The 14,129-nt window shown below is 60.8% G+C and carries 12 protein-coding genes; 4 read left to right on the plus strand and 8 right to left on the minus strand.

Annotation, left to right across the window (positions count from 1 at the left end):
• The first annotated feature begins 83 nt into the window (after positions 1-83).
• On the plus strand, positions 84-1,280 hold the full coding sequence (locus R3175_RS15915; RefSeq protein WP_318945313.1) for a class I SAM-dependent rRNA methyltransferase: 1,197 nt from the start codon (positions 84-86) through the stop codon (positions 1,278-1,280).
• Here R3175_RS15915 and R3175_RS15920 read toward each other — a convergent pair.
• Together R3175_RS15920 and R3175_RS15925 are read right to left on the minus strand one after the other, a co-directional pair.
• Positions 1,260-2,039 (minus strand): imelysin family protein, encoded by a 780-nt coding sequence (locus R3175_RS15920; RefSeq protein ID WP_318945314.1) that lies wholly within the window; start codon positions 2,037-2,039, stop codon positions 1,260-1,262. The genes R3175_RS15915 and R3175_RS15920 overlap by 21 nt on opposite strands.
• 9 nt (positions 2,040-2,048) lie before the next feature.
• Entirely contained in the window at positions 2,049-2,705 is a 657-nt protein-coding gene (locus R3175_RS15925; RefSeq protein WP_318945315.1) for an HAD family hydrolase, read from the minus strand.
• A gap of 165 nt (positions 2,706-2,870) precedes the next feature.
• Between R3175_RS15925 and R3175_RS15930 the strand changes: the two genes are divergently transcribed.
• The 3 genes from R3175_RS15930 to R3175_RS15940 all read left to right on the plus strand — a co-directional run bounded on the left by R3175_RS15930 (position 2,871) and on the right by R3175_RS15940 (position 7,092).
• Positions 2,871-3,368, plus strand: coding sequence for an RNA pyrophosphohydrolase (locus tag R3175_RS15930; protein ID WP_318945316.1), 498 nt, complete (start codon positions 2,871-2,873; stop codon positions 3,366-3,368).
• Between the two features lie 48 nt (positions 3,369-3,416).
• Complete coding sequence (ptsP, locus tag R3175_RS15935; RefSeq protein WP_318945317.1) at positions 3,417-5,726, plus strand: phosphoenolpyruvate--protein phosphotransferase; 2,310 nt, start codon at positions 3,417-3,419, stop codon at positions 5,724-5,726.
• A 127-nt stretch (positions 5,727-5,853) separates the two neighbouring features.
• Positions 5,854-7,092 (plus strand): patatin-like phospholipase family protein, encoded by a 1,239-nt coding sequence (locus tag R3175_RS15940; protein ID WP_318945318.1) that lies wholly within the window; start codon positions 5,854-5,856, stop codon positions 7,090-7,092.
• A 22-nt stretch (positions 7,093-7,114) separates the two neighbouring features.
• Here R3175_RS15940 and R3175_RS15945 read toward each other — a convergent pair whose 3' ends face one another.
• From R3175_RS15945 to R3175_RS15970, 6 genes are all read right to left on the minus strand, one after another.
• Entirely contained in the window at positions 7,115-7,474 is a 360-nt protein-coding gene (locus tag R3175_RS15945) for a DUF971 domain-containing protein (RefSeq protein ID WP_318945319.1), read from the minus strand.
• 59 nt (positions 7,475-7,533) lie between these two features.
• On the minus strand, positions 7,534-8,862 hold the full coding sequence (hslU, locus tag R3175_RS15950) for an ATP-dependent protease ATPase subunit HslU (protein ID WP_318945320.1): 1,329 nt from the start codon (positions 8,860-8,862) through the stop codon (positions 7,534-7,536).
• A gap of 12 nt (positions 8,863-8,874) precedes the next feature.
• Positions 8,875-9,405, minus strand: coding sequence for an ATP-dependent protease subunit HslV (hslV, locus tag R3175_RS15955; protein WP_318945321.1), 531 nt, complete (start codon positions 9,403-9,405; stop codon positions 8,875-8,877).
• A gap of 166 nt (positions 9,406-9,571) precedes the next feature.
• A complete protein-coding gene (locus R3175_RS15960) occupies positions 9,572-10,219 on the minus strand; it encodes an SPOR domain-containing protein (RefSeq protein WP_318945322.1) in 648 nt (215 codons plus the stop codon).
• A gap of 33 nt (positions 10,220-10,252) precedes the next feature.
• Complete coding sequence (gene argS / locus R3175_RS15965) at positions 10,253-11,938, minus strand: arginine--tRNA ligase (RefSeq protein WP_318945323.1); 1,686 nt, start codon at positions 11,936-11,938, stop codon at positions 10,253-10,255.
• Positions 11,939-12,085: 147 nt separating this feature from the next.
• A complete protein-coding gene (locus R3175_RS15970; RefSeq protein ID WP_318945324.1) occupies positions 12,086-13,981 on the minus strand; it encodes an Ig-like domain-containing protein in 1,896 nt (631 codons plus the stop codon).
• Between the last annotated feature and the right edge of the window lie 148 nt (positions 13,982-14,129).

Raw genomic sequence — 14,129 nt, forward strand, 5'->3', positions numbered from 1 at the left:
ATTGTGAGTTTCCCGCACCGGATCTGCGCCCCGGTTGAGGTATAATCCGCGCCCATCCGTCCTCCAGTGAAAAGGTCGTCATCATGCAGTTTCCGGTTCTTTATCTGCGCAAAGGGGCCGAGCGGCGCATCCGCTCGGGGCATCTGTGGGTCTACAGCAATGAGGTGGACACCCGCCGTTCCCCCCTGACCGAGTTCGACGCCGGGTGTCAGGCCGAGCTGCGGGCCGCCTCCGACAAGCCCCTGGGCACGGTGTTTGTCAATCCACGCGCGCTGATCTGCGGTCGACTGATCAGCCGGGATCCGTCCCACGGAATGACCCCGCACCGTTTGACCGAACGTCTGGAGACGGCGTTGGTCATGCGGGAGCGGTTGTTTGCCGATCCCTACTATCGCTGGGTGTTTGGCGACGCCGATGGCCTGTCCGGGCTGGTGATTGACCGCTTCGGCGACGCGGTGGTGGTGCAGATCTCCACGGCCGGCATGGAACGGCTCCGGGAGGCCATCGTCCGGGCGGTCGAGCGGCTGGTGCACCCCGCCATCATCGTTTTGAAGAACGATGGCAAGATGCGGTCCGTTGAGGGCCTGGAGAGCTATGTGGAGCAGGTCCGCGGGGCTGAATGCGACCACCTGTCCGTGCAGGAAAACGGCGTACGCTTCGAGGTGCCGCTCACCGGGGGACAGAAAACCGGCTGGTTCTACGATCACCGCATGAACCGTCAACGTTTGCAACAGTATGCCGCCGGCAAGCGGGTGTTGGACGTCTTCAGCTATGTTGGCGGCTGGGGCGTTCAGGCCGCCGCGGCGGGGGCCCGTCAGGTGACCTGTGTCGACAGTTCCCCGGTTGCCATCGAGGCGGTGCACCACAATGCCCGGCTCAACGGTCTGGACAATGTGGAGACCCTGGAAGGGGATGCCTTCGACGCCCTCAAGGCACTGGCCGCGGAGAAAGAAAAGTACGATGTCGTGGTGCTGGACCCGCCCGCGCTGATTCCCCGCCGACGCGACCAGAAGGCCGGCGAGCAGGCCTACGCCCGCCTGAACCAGCTGGGGCTGCGCCTGCTGGCCCGGGACGGCATCCTGGTGTCGGCGTCGTGTTCGATGCACCTGTCCCAGGAGCGCCTGGTGGACATCATCCGCAACAGTGGGCGCAAGATCGATCGCTTCGTGCAATTGCTGGAGCAGGGGCATCAGGCCCCCGACCACCCGGTGATTCCCGGTATTCCGGAAACCGACTACATCAAGGCCTGTTTCGTACGCTCACTCACGGGCTTCTTCTGAAACCGGTGAGGTGTCGCCGGTGTTCTCGTGGGCAACCGCCTCGGCAGAGGTCACCAGGGTATCGAGGGCTTGCGCGTTTGATAGCGCCGCTGTTAACCGCCGCTGTTCGGCGTCCTGACACAGTTGCCGGCTGTGACGCTGCAGGGCAACGGCAATGAGCCGGGTCAGGTCGTGCCGGCGCTCGGCGACGTCAATGGCTTCGCCGCTCTCTGGTGACTGGCCGGCCACGAACTTGCTGGTCTGGTCGCTAACGGATTCCCCCGGATTGCCCCAGAGCATGAACTCCAGGGGGTGGAAGCCGAGGGTGAGGTAGTGAAAGTCGGTGGACTGATGCTCATCGGCCAGGACGTCCGGCGTCAAGGGGACTTCCGAGTAAATCAGGCCGCTGCGGGGGTAACCCGGCACCTGGTCCAGGTAGCCGGGCAGCATGGGGTAGGCATCGATGGGGTCCCGGTCTTCGTGAATCTGCGGAGGCAGCACTCCGGCCTGTTGATAATCGGACAGCACCAGGCGGTAAGCGTCATGGGCATCGTGCCAGGCGCTGCGAGCCGTCACCAGGGGCGCTTCCCCGGGCGCAGCGAGAAACCCCGTGACCGCCTGCTGCAGGTCGTCCACCGCCCGGCACAGCCGGTTGCTGCGTTCGACCAGTTGCGGGGCGGCGGCCGGTGCGGAGGGGGGCTGGGGCGTTGGCTCATCCGGCGCCGGGCCGCAGGCGACCAGGGCCAGCGCCAGAAGTGGCGGCAGGGCAGATCGAAGCATGGCCTCCCCTCAATCCCGCAGTGACAGGATCTGCCAGCCCTGCAGGCGGGCCAGTTTTTCAAGGCTGGGGTCCGGATCCACCGCCACCGGGTTCGCCACCTGCCTCAACAGCGGGGCGTCGTTGTTGGAGTCGCTGTAGAACCAGGCGCCCTCCAGCGACTCGTGGTGGGCGTCGAGCCACGCCTGCAAGCGGACAACCTTGCCCTCCCGGAAGCTCGGGGTGCCGGCGACCCGGCCGGTAAAGCGACCGTCGACCACTTCCGGGTCGGTGGCAATCAGGTGCTCGATGCCCATCAGGTCGGCCACGGGTTCGGTGATGAAGCGATTGGTGGCGGTTATGATCATCAGGGTGTGACCCTGGGCCCGGTGCCGATCCAGCAATTGGTCCGCCTTGTCCTGCAGCATGGGGCGGATCTTCCGGTCCAGGAACCGATCACGCCAGCTCAGCAGCGTTGGCATGTCGTGCTCGGCGAGGGGGGCCAGGGCGAAGCTCAGGTAACGATGGATGTCGAGCTCGCCATTGAGGTATTCCTGGTAGAAACGATCGTTTTCCCGGCGATAGCGTTCGGCATCGACGATGCCTTCCTCCACCAGAAACTCGCCCCAGGCGTGGTCGCTGTCGCCCGCCAGTAGGGTGTTGTCGAGGTCAAAGATCGCTAGGGTCACCGTTGGGCTCCTTTACCGGGTTGGGCGGAATTGATGGCCGCCAAGTCTACCACGGCCCGACGGGATTGGCCTGGTTTGCCGAATTCTGGTCTTTCTGTAAGAATGAGGCCAACTTGGACGATTTTTACCGACACGATTATTACTGACATATCAGAGGGCTGTGCCGTGATCGATTCAGATGGTTTCAGGCCCAACGTCGGAATCATTTTGGCCAACCACAGAGGCGAGGTCCTCTGGGCAAGACGTATCGGACAGGACTCCTGGCAGTTTCCCCAGGGTGGCATCAAGAGCAACGAGTCACCGGAAGAAGCGCTGTATCGGGAGTTGGCGGAAGAGGTCGGCCTTGGCAAAGCGGATGTGGAAATCATCAGCTGCACCCGAGGCTGGCTGCGGTACCGCCTCCCACGGCGGATGGTGCGACATAACTCGCATCCGGTATGTGTTGGGCAGAAACAGAAATGGTTCCTGCTGAGGATGCTTTCGCCGGACGCGCAGGTGTGTGTGGATGGCACGGATTCGCCGGAATTCGACGGGTGGCAATGGGTGAGCTATTGGTATCCATTGGGGCAGGTCGTTTCCTTCAAACGCGAAGTTTACAGGCGTGCATTAAGGGAGCTTGCTCCGCGACTTTTCCGTAATATGGAACAGTGGCACCGGAAATAGCAGTCGGAGCGCGCACAGTATCAATAACGGTGAGTAACTGGTCCGGATATGCTTGAAATACTGCGAAGCCTGGTACAAGAAGTAAACAGCGCCCGGGACCTCAAGGAGGCGCTGGATATTATTGTATCGCGGGTGCAGAAGGCCATGGGCACAGAGGTCTGCTCCGTTTACCTGCTCGATCCGGACAGCAACCGCTATATCCTGATGGCCACCGAAGGTCTGTACCAGCAGGCGGTTGGCAAGGTTAGCCTGGGCTATTCGGAAGGCCTGATCGGTCTGGTGGGGTCCCGCGAGGAGCCGATCAACCTGGAAGACGCCCCGTCCCATCCCCGTTATCGCTATTTCCCAGAGACCGGTGAAGAGCGGTTCCGTTCCTTTCTTGGGGTCCCTATCATCCACCACCGGCGGGTGCTGGGGGTACTGGTGGTCCAGCAGCGGGAGAATTCCCGCTGTTTTGACGAGGGAGAGGAGGCTTTCCTGGTGACGGTCTCGGCCCAGCTGGCCGGCGTGATTGCCCACAGCGAGGCCACCGGCGCCATCAGTGGCCTGACCCTGACCGGGGAAGAAACCAAGGACGTCAGCTTCAGCGGCGTTGCCGGCGCGCAGGGGGTGGCCATCGGCCAGGGGGTGGTGGTGTACCCGGCGGCGGATCTGGACGCCGTACCGGAGAAGCAGGCCGAAGACATCGAGCAGGAGCTGGCGTTGTTCGGCGGCGCGGTGACGGCAGTGCGCGAAGACATTGAGCGGGTGGCGCGTCGGTTGGCGTCCCAGCTGCGCCCGGAAGAGCAGGCGCTGTTTGAGGTGTACCTGCGCATGCTGGGCGACAATGCGCTGCCGGGCGAGGTGGTGAACTGTATTAAGCAGGGCATGTGGGCCCAGGGTGCGCTCCGGCAGGTGGTGCAGCAGTATGTCCGTCACTTTGAAATGATGGACGACCTGTACCTGCGCGAGCGGGCCGTCGATATTCGTGATCTGGGACGCCGGTTGCTCTCCCATCTGCAGGAGGGGAACCAGCAGGAGCGGGTTTATCCGGAACGGACCGTACTGGTCAGCGAGGAACTGACGCCGGCGATGCTGGGGGAGGTCCCGAGAGAGCAGCTGGTCGGGCTGGTGTCGGTGCGAGGTTCCGGGAACTCCCACGTTGCCATCCTGGCTCGGGCCATGGGCGTGCCGACTGTGATGGGGCTGGTGGATATTCCGGTCAACCAGCTGGATGGCCGGGAACTGATTGTCGATGGCTTCGAGGGACAGCTGTTTGCGTCACCCTCCGCGGACCTGCGGGCGGTCTACCAGGAAATCTGTGACGAAGAGGATGAACTGGTACGGGGGCTGGAAGTCCTGCGGGACCTGCCCTGCGAAACCACCGACGGCCACCGGGTGTCCCTGTTGGTGAACACCGGCCTGATGACCGATGTGGTGCGTTCTCTCAGCCACGGTGCCGAGGGCATTGGCCTGTACCGGACGGAAGTGCCGTTCATGATCAAGGACCGTTTTCCTTCGGAGCAGGAGCAGCGGGAGTACTACCGCGAACAGTTGGAGGCCTTCACGCCCAACCCGGTCACCATGCGCACACTGGATATCGGTGGTGACAAGGCGTTGACCTATTTCCCGATCCAGGAGGAGAACCCGTTCCTGGGCTGGCGCGGTATCCGCGTGACCCTGGATCACCCCGAGATCTTCCTGGTGCAGGTCCGGGCCATGCTCAAGGCCAGCGAAGGCCTGAACAACCTGCAGATCATGTTGCCGATGATCAGCAACATTTCCGAGGTCGAGGAGTCCCTTCACCTGATTTACCGGGTCTACCATGAGGTTCGGGAAGAGGGCTACGATATCCACATGCCGAAGGTGGGTGTGATGGTGGAGATCCCCGGCGCGGTGTACCAGGTCCGTGAGTTGGCGGACCGGGTGGATTTCCTGTCGGTGGGGTCCAACGATCTGACCCAGTACCTGCTGGCGGTGGACCGCAACAACCCACGGGTTGCCCAGCTTTACCATTCCTATCACCCGGCGGTGTTGCAGGCGCTCGTTCGCATCGCCCATGACGCCCATGCCGTAGGCAAGCCGGTGAGCATCTGTGGGGAGCTGGCGGGAGACCCCGGCGGCGCGGTCCTGCTGATGGCCATGGGCTACGATGCCCTGTCGATGAACGCTGCCAGCCTGCCCAAGGTGAAGTCGGTGATTCGCAATCTGAGCCGGGAGTGGGCCATGCAGCTGTTGGAGGACGTGCTGTTGCTGGATTCGCCCCACGTCATCAAGAGCTGTGTTGACCTGTCGTTACGCAACGCCGGTTTCGGGCGCTACCTGCGCCCCGGCAAGACGACAGCCGCAGCCGCCCTCAAAGAACAGGTTGTGCACTGACTGGGTTTACGACTTTGGTCGTAAATTTGGGGTCACTTTGGGCCTGTTTTAGTGAATATAGGGTGAGCATTCTAAAAGTGGGTGTTAGTTTGGAAAGACCCACTGTCCGAACTCTGGAAAGTTAGCTATGGCAGCGACGCACACGGATATCAAACCCAGGCCGCGAATTGGACTCGCGCTGGGGGGCGGCGGCCCTCTCGGGGGCATTTATGAAATCGGCGCCTTGCGGGCGCTGGATGAAGCCCTGGATGGACTGGATTTCAACGATATAGATGTCTATGTCGGCGTCAACGCCGGCTCCTTCGTGGCGGCCAACCTGGCCAACCAGATGACCACGGCGCAGCTGTGTCGGATCTTTGTGCGTAACGAGGCGGAGGTCCACCCGTTTCACCCGGAAGTGTTCTACCGTCCTGCCTTCCGGGAGATTGGCGGTCGCCTGTTGGCGGTGCCCAAGCTGGTAGCAACCGCGCTGACCCGCTTTATCAATAACCCCTATGACCAGAGTCTGCTGGAGGCCCTGACCATCCTGTCCCAGGCCGCACCGGCGGGGTTGTTCGACAACGAAGGGTTGCACGAATACCTGCAGCGGGCTTTCAGTATGCTGGGCCGGACCAACGACTTCCGCCAGCTCAAGCGCAGCCTCTATATTGTGGCCGCGGATGTGGAGAGTACCGAAGCGGTGTGCTTCGGGGCGCCGGGCTTTGACCACGTGCCGATTTCCAAGGCAATCCAGGCCAGTACCTCGGCCCCGGGTATTTATGTGCCAGTCAATATCGATGGTCGCTACTACGTCGATGGCACCTTGCGTAAGGCGCTGCACGCCTCGGTGGCCTTCGAGGACGGTGCGGATCTGGTATTCGCCGTCAATCCCCAGGTGCCCATCGATGCCAGCGCTGCTGTTCGGGCCGGCACCATGTCACCGGGTACGCTGACGCATTCCGGTATGCCCAACCTGCTGTCCCAGACCTTCCGCACCATGGTGTATTCGCGGATGCAGGCGGGCATTGCCCAGTATTCACGGGACTACCCGGACAAGGACCTGCTGCTGTTCGAGCCCACCCGTGACGATGCCAAGCTGTTCTTCTCCAACGTCTTCAGCTTCCAGTCCCGGCGCATGGTCTGTGAGCACGCCTACCAGATGACCCGGCGAGACCTGCTGAAGCGGGCGGATGAACTGGAGCCCAAGCTGCTACGCTACGGAATTCGGCTGCGGCGGGATCGCCTGGAAGACGAGCAGCGGACCATCAGCACCAGCCTCTATGGCGAAATGCTGCCCCTGTACGTGGCGAAGAACCGTCGCAAGGCCCAGCGCGGGAAACTGGGTGGTGGGCTGGGGGTGACGGACCTCATTCAGAAGGCCCTCTGAAAGGGGCATATCCGCAAATGATCTAGGGGGCTCGCGAGCCCCCTTCCTGCGCCAGTCGTTCCAGGTAGCGCGCCCAGTAGGTGGTCTGGTGTTCCCCCAGATCCCGCAGGTACTCCCAGGTGAACAGGCCCGAATCGTGGCCATCGCTGAAGCTGAGCTTGAGCGCGTAGTTGCCCACCATTTCAGCGCCGGTAATTTCCACATCCTGCTTCCCGGTCTGCAGAAGACCGGGTCCCATGCCGTGGCCGCGGACCTCTGCCGACGGCGAATACACCCGCAACAGCTCGAAGGGCAGCTCCAGGCTGGAATCGTCGGCGTAGTCCAGGTGCAGCAGCCGGCTGCGCTTGCGGACTCGGATGTTGGTGGGGCGCTCGGCAGTCATGGTCGGACTCCTGGGTTGGGCATGGCCCGGGACCCCGGGCCTGCCGTGTCGGTTGCTGGTTAGAGAATGTAGCGACTCAGGTCTTCGTCCTCGGCCAGGTGGCTCAGTTTGTCATCGACGTAGCCGGCGCTCACCTCGAACCGGTCGGTCACGCTGTCGCCGGCGTCAAAGGAGAGGCTTTCCAGCAGCCGTTCCAGGACGGTGTGCAGGCGCCGGGCGCCGATATTCTCCGTGGTTTCGTTCACCTTCCAGGCCACCTCGGCGATGCGGTTGATGGCATCCTCGCTGAACGTGAGCTTCACGCCTTCGGTGCCCACCAGCGCCTCGTACTGTTGGACCAGGGAGGCATCCGGCTCGGTCAGGATGCGTTTGAAGTCGTCCGGGGACAATGGCTGTAGTTCGACCCGGATGGGCAGGCGCCCCTGCAGCTCCGGAATCAGGTCCGAGGGCTTGGCCAGGTGAAAAGCACCGGATGCGATGAACAGGATGTGGTCGGTACGCACTGAGCCGTACTTGGTGCTGACCGTGCTGCCTTCAATGAGCGGCAGCAGGTCCCGTTGTACGCCCTCCCGGGAGACATCGGTGGAGGCGTTCTCCGAGCGCTTGGCGACCTTGTCGATCTCGTCGATAAAGACGATGCCATTCTGTTCCACGGCCTGAATGGCCTTCTGCTTGATCTCTTCCTCGTTGACCAGCTTGGCGGCCTCTTCATCCTTGGCCCGACGCATCGCATCCGCCACTTTCATCTTGCGGGTCTTGCGTCGCTCCGAGGACATGCTGGAAAACATGTTCTGAAGCTGGGAGGTCATTTCTTCCATGCCGGGAGGGGCCATGATTTCGACACCGGCCGAGGAGCTGCTTAGCTCAATCTCGATTTCCTTGTCATCAAGGTCGCCTTCGCGAAGTTTCTTGCGGAACAGCTGGCGGGTTGAGTTGTCCTGACTCGCCCGGCTGTCCTCGGAGAAGTCCCTGGCCGGGGGGAGCAGGGCATCCAGGATGCGCTCTTCTGCGGCATCCAGGGCGCGGTTCTCGTGGCGCTTCATTTCCTGTTCCCGCAGCATCTTGACCGCCGCATCCGCCAGGTCGCGCACTATGGATTCCACGTCCCGACCCACGTAACCGACTTCGGTGAACTTGGTGGCCTCCACCTTCAGGAAGGGGGCGTCGGCGAGCTTTGCCAGGCGGCGGGCAATTTCGGTCTTACCGACCCCGGTGGGCCCGATCATCAGAATGTTCTTGGGCGTGATTTCATCCCGCAGCTCGCTGTCCAGCTGCATCCGGCGCCAGCGATTGCGCAGGGCAATGGCGACCGCACGTTTGGCCTCATCCTGGCCGACAATGTGTTTGTTGAGCTCGTGGACTATCTCTCGAGGAGTCATTGCAGACATGGTCGCTCCGGATCAATCGTTGGCGGACAGCACCTCTAGGGTGCGGTTGTGGTTGGTGTAGACGCAGATGTCGGCGGCAATATCCAGGCCTTTCTCGACAATCTCGTGGGCCTTGAGGTCGGTGTTTTCCAGCAGGGCCCGGGCCGAGGCCTGGGCAAAGGGACCGCCGGAACCGATGGCTATCAGATCGTGCTCCGGTTCAATGACATCGCCATTACCGGTAATGATCAGCGACGCGGTCTTGTCCGCCACCGCCAGCAGGGCTTCCAGACGCCGCAGTGCCCGATCCGTGCGCCAGTCTTTGGCCAGTTCCACCGCCGCACGGGTCAGGTTGCCCTGGTGCTTCTCCAGTTGCGCCTCGAACCGCTCGAACAGGGTGAAGGCGTCGGCAGTGCCGCCGGCAAACCCGGCCAGAACCTCGCCGTTATACAGCCGTCGTACTTTGCGTGCGTTTCCCTTCATGACGGTATTGCCGAGAGAAACCTGGCCGTCACCACCCATGGCGACTTCGTCATCGCGTCGTACGGAAAGAATCGTTGTCATGTCGGCTCCAATTGCCCAAGGTGAAAAACATCAGGTGAAAAACATTGTTGGGAAGTTATGGAGGCGGAGACGGGAAATTCAAGCGCTGTCCCGGAAGGTGGTCCGGCGATGGCCAATAATGTCTGGAGGTTGGCCTGCAGGGCCTCGGGCACCGGGGCCGGGTCGGTCAGCTGTCTTTGGGGATCTTGCGGACCAGCGGTTGAATGTTGATCGAGACCAGTTTGTCCAGCGCCGCGTTCATCTGGCTGCGCGAGGTGAACGGTCCGACATTGACCCGGTACCAGGTGGAGCCGCTGTCCAGGTCGATCCGGCTGATTCTGGCCCGGAGTCCCTGAAACGCAATCTGTGCCCGCTGACGCTCGGCATCCCCCTGATTGCGGAAGGAGCCGGTCTGGACCAGGTAGTTGTAAGTCTGTTGCGCCGGTCCCGGCGTGTACTCCTCTACCTTGGGGGGGATGACCTCGGAGTCCGGCAGCATCTCATAGAACCGGAAGCTCTGCGGTTGGTCTTGTGTTGACGACGGCTGGTTGCGCTCCGGCGCTGTCGGCGAGGGCTGGCGCTGGTTGCTGGTCTGTGGAGGTTGGGCGACTGGCTGGACCGCCGGGGCGTGTGGCTCCAGGGTGTTGAGGTAGACGATAAAGCCGATGAACCCGCCAACGGCGGCCAGCGACAGGATCCAGCGCACGGATAATCCTCCTGATTGATGACGGGCAGGCTGCTTGGGCCTGCTGGAACGCTTGGCCGGCGCGGCCTTTTGGGGCGCGCGCCGGGGTGCCGGGGCTGGCCGGCTCTTCTTGGCATAGTCTCGCGGCATGGCGGCGGTGACCCTGTCGGCTCCTGTGGGCGCCTACATCTCTTCCGGCGCGCTGACTCCCAGCAGGTCCAGGCCATTGGCGATGACCTGGCGTACCGCCAGGTAGAGGCTGACGCGGGCATCGCGGATGGCGGCATCCTCCACCAACACCTTGTGGGCGTTGTAGTAGGTGTGGAACTGACCTGCCAGTTCCCGCAGGTAATGTGTGAGGTGGTGCGGCTCGCGCTGGGCGGCGGCGTTGGCCACCAGCTCCGGGTACCGGGCCAGCTGGTTGGCGAGGTCTTTCTCCTCGTCCAGAGTCAGCAGTGCCAGGTCGCCCAGGCACTCATTCCGGTTGCGGGGGTGTCCTTCGTCTGCCAGCTTGCGCAGCACGCTGCAGATGCGGGCGTGGGCATACTGGATGTAATAGACCGGGTTTTCATTGGTCTGGGAGCGTGCCAGGTCGATATCGAAGGTCAACTGAGAATCCACTCGCCGTGCCGCCAGGAAAAAGCGGGTGGCGTCCCGACCGACTTCGTCGATCAGATCCCGCAGGGTGACGTAGCTGCCGGCCCGCTTGGAGATCTTCACCTCCTGACCGGAGCGAGTGACCATCACCATCTGGTGCAGGACGTAGTCCGGCCAGCCCTTGGGAATGCCGGCATCGAGGGCCTGCAGGCCCGCCCGTACCCGGGTGACCGTGGAATGGTGGTCGGCTCCCTGCTCGTTGATCACCGTGGTGAACCCCCGCTGCCACTTGTCCAGGTGATAGGCCACATCCGGCAGGAAGTAGGTGTAGCCACCGTCTTTCTTGCGCATCACCCGGTCCTTGTCGTCGCCGAACTCGGTGGTCATCAGCCACATGGCGCCGTCTTTTTCGTAGGTGAAGCCATTGTCGGTCAGCCGCTCCACGGCGGCTTCCACCTTGCCGTCCTCATACAGGGACGACTCCAGGAAGTAGACGTCGAACTCGACGCCAAAGGCCTTGAGGTCCAGATCCTGCTCCCGGCGCAGATAGGCCACTGCAAACTCCCGGATGGCTTCCAGGTTGTCCGGGTCCTTCCGGCCAGTCACCTCGCGGTCATCGGCGGTGACGGTGTCCCCGGCCAGGTAACTGTTAGCGACGTCAATGATGTAGTCGCCGCGATAGCCGTCGGCGGGCCAGCTGTCATCGTCCGGGGTCAGCCCCTTGACGCGGGCCTGCACGGACAGGGCCAGATTGTTGATCTGGGCGCCGGCATCGTTGTAGTAGAACTCCCGGGTCACCTTATAGCCGCTGGCTTCCAGCAGCCGGCAGAGGCAATCGCCAATGGCGGCGCCCCGGCCATGACCCACGTGGAGGGGGCCGGTGGGGTTGGCCGATACGAATTCGACTTGCACCGGCGCGCCCTGGCCATCCTGGTTGCGGCCAAAGTCATGGCCCTTGTCGAGAATGGTATTGACCACCTCGAAGGCGCTGGCCGTGCTCATGAAAAAGTTAATGAATCCCGGGCCGGCGATCTCCACCTTGTCGACCGCGGCACTAGCCGGCAACTTGTCGATCAGGGACTCGGCCAGTTGTCGGGGCGGGCATCCGGCAGCTTTCGCGGCGACCAGGGCAATGTTGCAGGCGTAATCGCCATGGGCCTTGTCTTTGGTGTTGCCAACCTGGGGGGTAAAGGTCTGGTCCGAGGGCAGGGTGCCTTCGGATTGCAGGGTCGCCAGGGCGGACTCGAGCAGTTCGGTAACGATCTCTTTCATGCTGTCGGATGATTCGGTTTGTGGGGATTGGAGGCGGCGTGTCAGCGCCAGGGAGTAAAGGGGGGTATTATCCCGGAAAGCAGTGTGGGACTCAAATAGGAGGAGAGCGCAGCCAGTTGCTTGGCTGCGCTCTGTCAGTAATTGCTGTTAGTTGGGGTCGGCGCAGCTGGCCGCAGAACCGTAGGGGCTCACTGTACCAGGTGCAGGTGCTATGGGGTTGCTTGAATTGTATGCCAGGTCTGCAGCCAAACAGGGTAAAGTGAATTGTTGGGAGGCGTCGGACTCAGTGCCTCCAACACGCGTTACGGCTCTTAAGTTTACCTCGACCCAGCTGCACTCGCTTTTCAGATAGGTTAGGTCAAAATCCGCGATGCCATCACTTGAGGTTGTCACCGTGCTTGGTGTTGCGGCCGAGGAGTTGGGTTCCAGGCTGCCATTGCTGTTTGTATCTTCGCCTGTATCGAGGCTACCGTTATTGTTCACATCTTCAGACGCGCAAACGGTTGCCGGCTCGAAATGCCATCTGCCATCCGGCTCACCCGCGTCAGTGTCGGGAGCATCATAAATACCCTTGACGTAGCTAACTGACGTCACGCTAAGTTCAACCAACTGGTCACCAGCCGCATTGCCGTTAGCGTCAGTGACGATTACCGTCCAGGGCTGGCTATAAACAGTGGTGCTGGCTTCGCTAATTTCATTGCCTGTGCCAATGTTTATGCGAAGTGCCTGGCCGCCTACTGTTAGGTAAACTGAATCTGTTAAGCTCCCTCCAACGGTTGCCGTAACTTCCACTCCGTCCTTGCTGCTGGTGGATGAGCCTGCGAAGTAGGTTACCTGTGTCTGTCCCTGGCTATCCGTGGTTCCGGTTGAGCTGGATAAATAGCCCCCGGTGCTATCGTTAAGCTGGAAGTTAACAGAAGCATTTTTCACCAGGTTATCGTTGGCGTCTCTGATAGTAGCTGTAATATCAGTTGATTGTTCAGGGGATATTTGCGTTTTGCTGGCTTGTAGATAGATAGACGAGGGTGTAGTAGCAACAAACTCAACAGAGGTTTGAATTGTCGGGCCGCCGCTAGTAGGTGCTGCCGCAATCGATGACAGCCCCGCATTGTTCGATTCAATCTGTACGGATGCTTTTCCTCCAGACGTCAGCGCTAGGCCGTTAGCGGGAGTTAATGTCCCCCTGGTAGCGGAAAACTGAATCTCTGAACCATCCGCAACAGGAGTGCCGTTCGTTTCCCAAGATACTTCAATCGTTTGTGACGTGTTCAGTGGGATTTCTTGATTAGCCTCAGGCGATTCAAAAACGAAGGTGTCTGGTGAAATCGAAAGTGTGAGAGCGTCAGATACCATACTATCGCCTTCAAATGCTCTCACGGTTAACGTGTCTTCGCCGCCACTGGCCGCTTCGTACGTGAAGCTCATGGAGCCGTTGGAGTCAGAGGTGCCTGTGCTAGGTGATATCGAGTTGTTAGCACTGCTTTGGATGTTGATGGTTTGATCGGCGATAGGGTCGCCGGCGGAGTCTCTAAGCTTGATTGAATAGTTTGTCGGCTGATTAAGCGGAATTGTAGTCGGACCGTCCAGAGTAATTGATGTACCGACTATGCTGACCATCGTGGAGGCGGATGTTTGGCTCGCAGTCGCGGTTACTTCAGCCGTGCGATTTGCCTTTGAGCCTTGCGCTGACACTACGGCGTTAACTGTACCTAGCTCGTCAGTTGTGTCATTGATAACGGTTATAGTGGCATCGTTAGCCGAAAAGTTGACAGGAACTCCTGAAAGTGTGACTCCGCCGTCATCTTTGACAATAGCAGTAATCTCTGTCTGATCTGACCCCGCCGAGCCAATTTGAGGGGAGGCTGTTATTAAGTGTATGGAAGCCGCTGCAGAGCTGTTGCCGTCCTGCCCGCTACTGTTATTGCTTGAGTTTGAGTTATTGCTTAGTCCAGATAATGAGTCTGAGCTTTCATTGCCTCCGCAGGCGGCAAGAAAAAAGGCAAGCGAGAGTGCAGATGCACTTGCTAGGAAATTCCCTGACATTATCTTATCTCCGTTCTTTGATTACTGCCTTGGGGGCAACTCTTTTGGAATTTCAATCTATAAGAGTTGCCTTTTCAATCAGATTCGAAAATCGCCAAAAGCATAGCACAAGAAATTCCGTCGTAACTGTTCATTAGGTCCGCTCTCG

Origin of the sequence: Marinobacter sp., assembly GCF_033722735.1 — a bacterium.
GTDB lineage: Bacteria > Pseudomonadota > Gammaproteobacteria > Pseudomonadales > Oleiphilaceae > Marinobacter.

What these genes read in the sequence shown, in the direction of transcription:
- R3175_RS15915 (WP_318945313.1), top strand. Translation starts at nt 84, where the DNA reads ATGCAGTTTCCGGTTCTTTATCTGCGCAAAGGGGCCGAGCGGCGCATC.
- R3175_RS15920 (WP_318945314.1), bottom strand. Translation starts at nt 2,039, where the DNA reads ATGCTTCGATCTGCCCTGCCGCCACTTCTGGCGCTGGCCCTGGTCGCC.
- ptsP (WP_318945317.1), top strand. Translation starts at nt 3,417, where the DNA reads ATGCTTGAAATACTGCGAAGCCTGGTACAAGAAGTAAACAGCGCCCGG.
- R3175_RS15940 (WP_318945318.1), top strand. Translation starts at nt 5,854, where the DNA reads ATGGCAGCGACGCACACGGATATCAAACCCAGGCCGCGAATTGGACTC.
- R3175_RS15945 (WP_318945319.1), bottom strand. Translation starts at nt 7,474, where the DNA reads ATGACTGCCGAGCGCCCCACCAACATCCGAGTCCGCAAGCGCAGCCGG.
- hslU (WP_318945320.1), bottom strand. Translation starts at nt 8,862, where the DNA reads ATGTCTGCAATGACTCCTCGAGAGATAGTCCACGAGCTCAACAAACAC.
- hslV (WP_318945321.1), bottom strand. Translation starts at nt 9,405, where the DNA reads ATGACAACGATTCTTTCCGTACGACGCGATGACGAAGTCGCCATGGGT.
- R3175_RS15960 (WP_318945322.1), bottom strand. Translation starts at nt 10,219, where the DNA reads ATGCCGCGAGACTATGCCAAGAAGAGCCGGCCAGCCCCGGCACCCCGG.
- argS (WP_318945323.1), bottom strand. Translation starts at nt 11,938, where the DNA reads ATGAAAGAGATCGTTACCGAACTGCTCGAGTCCGCCCTGGCGACCCTG.
- R3175_RS15970 (WP_318945324.1), bottom strand. Translation starts at nt 13,981, where the DNA reads ATGTCAGGGAATTTCCTAGCAAGTGCATCTGCACTCTCGCTTGCCTTT.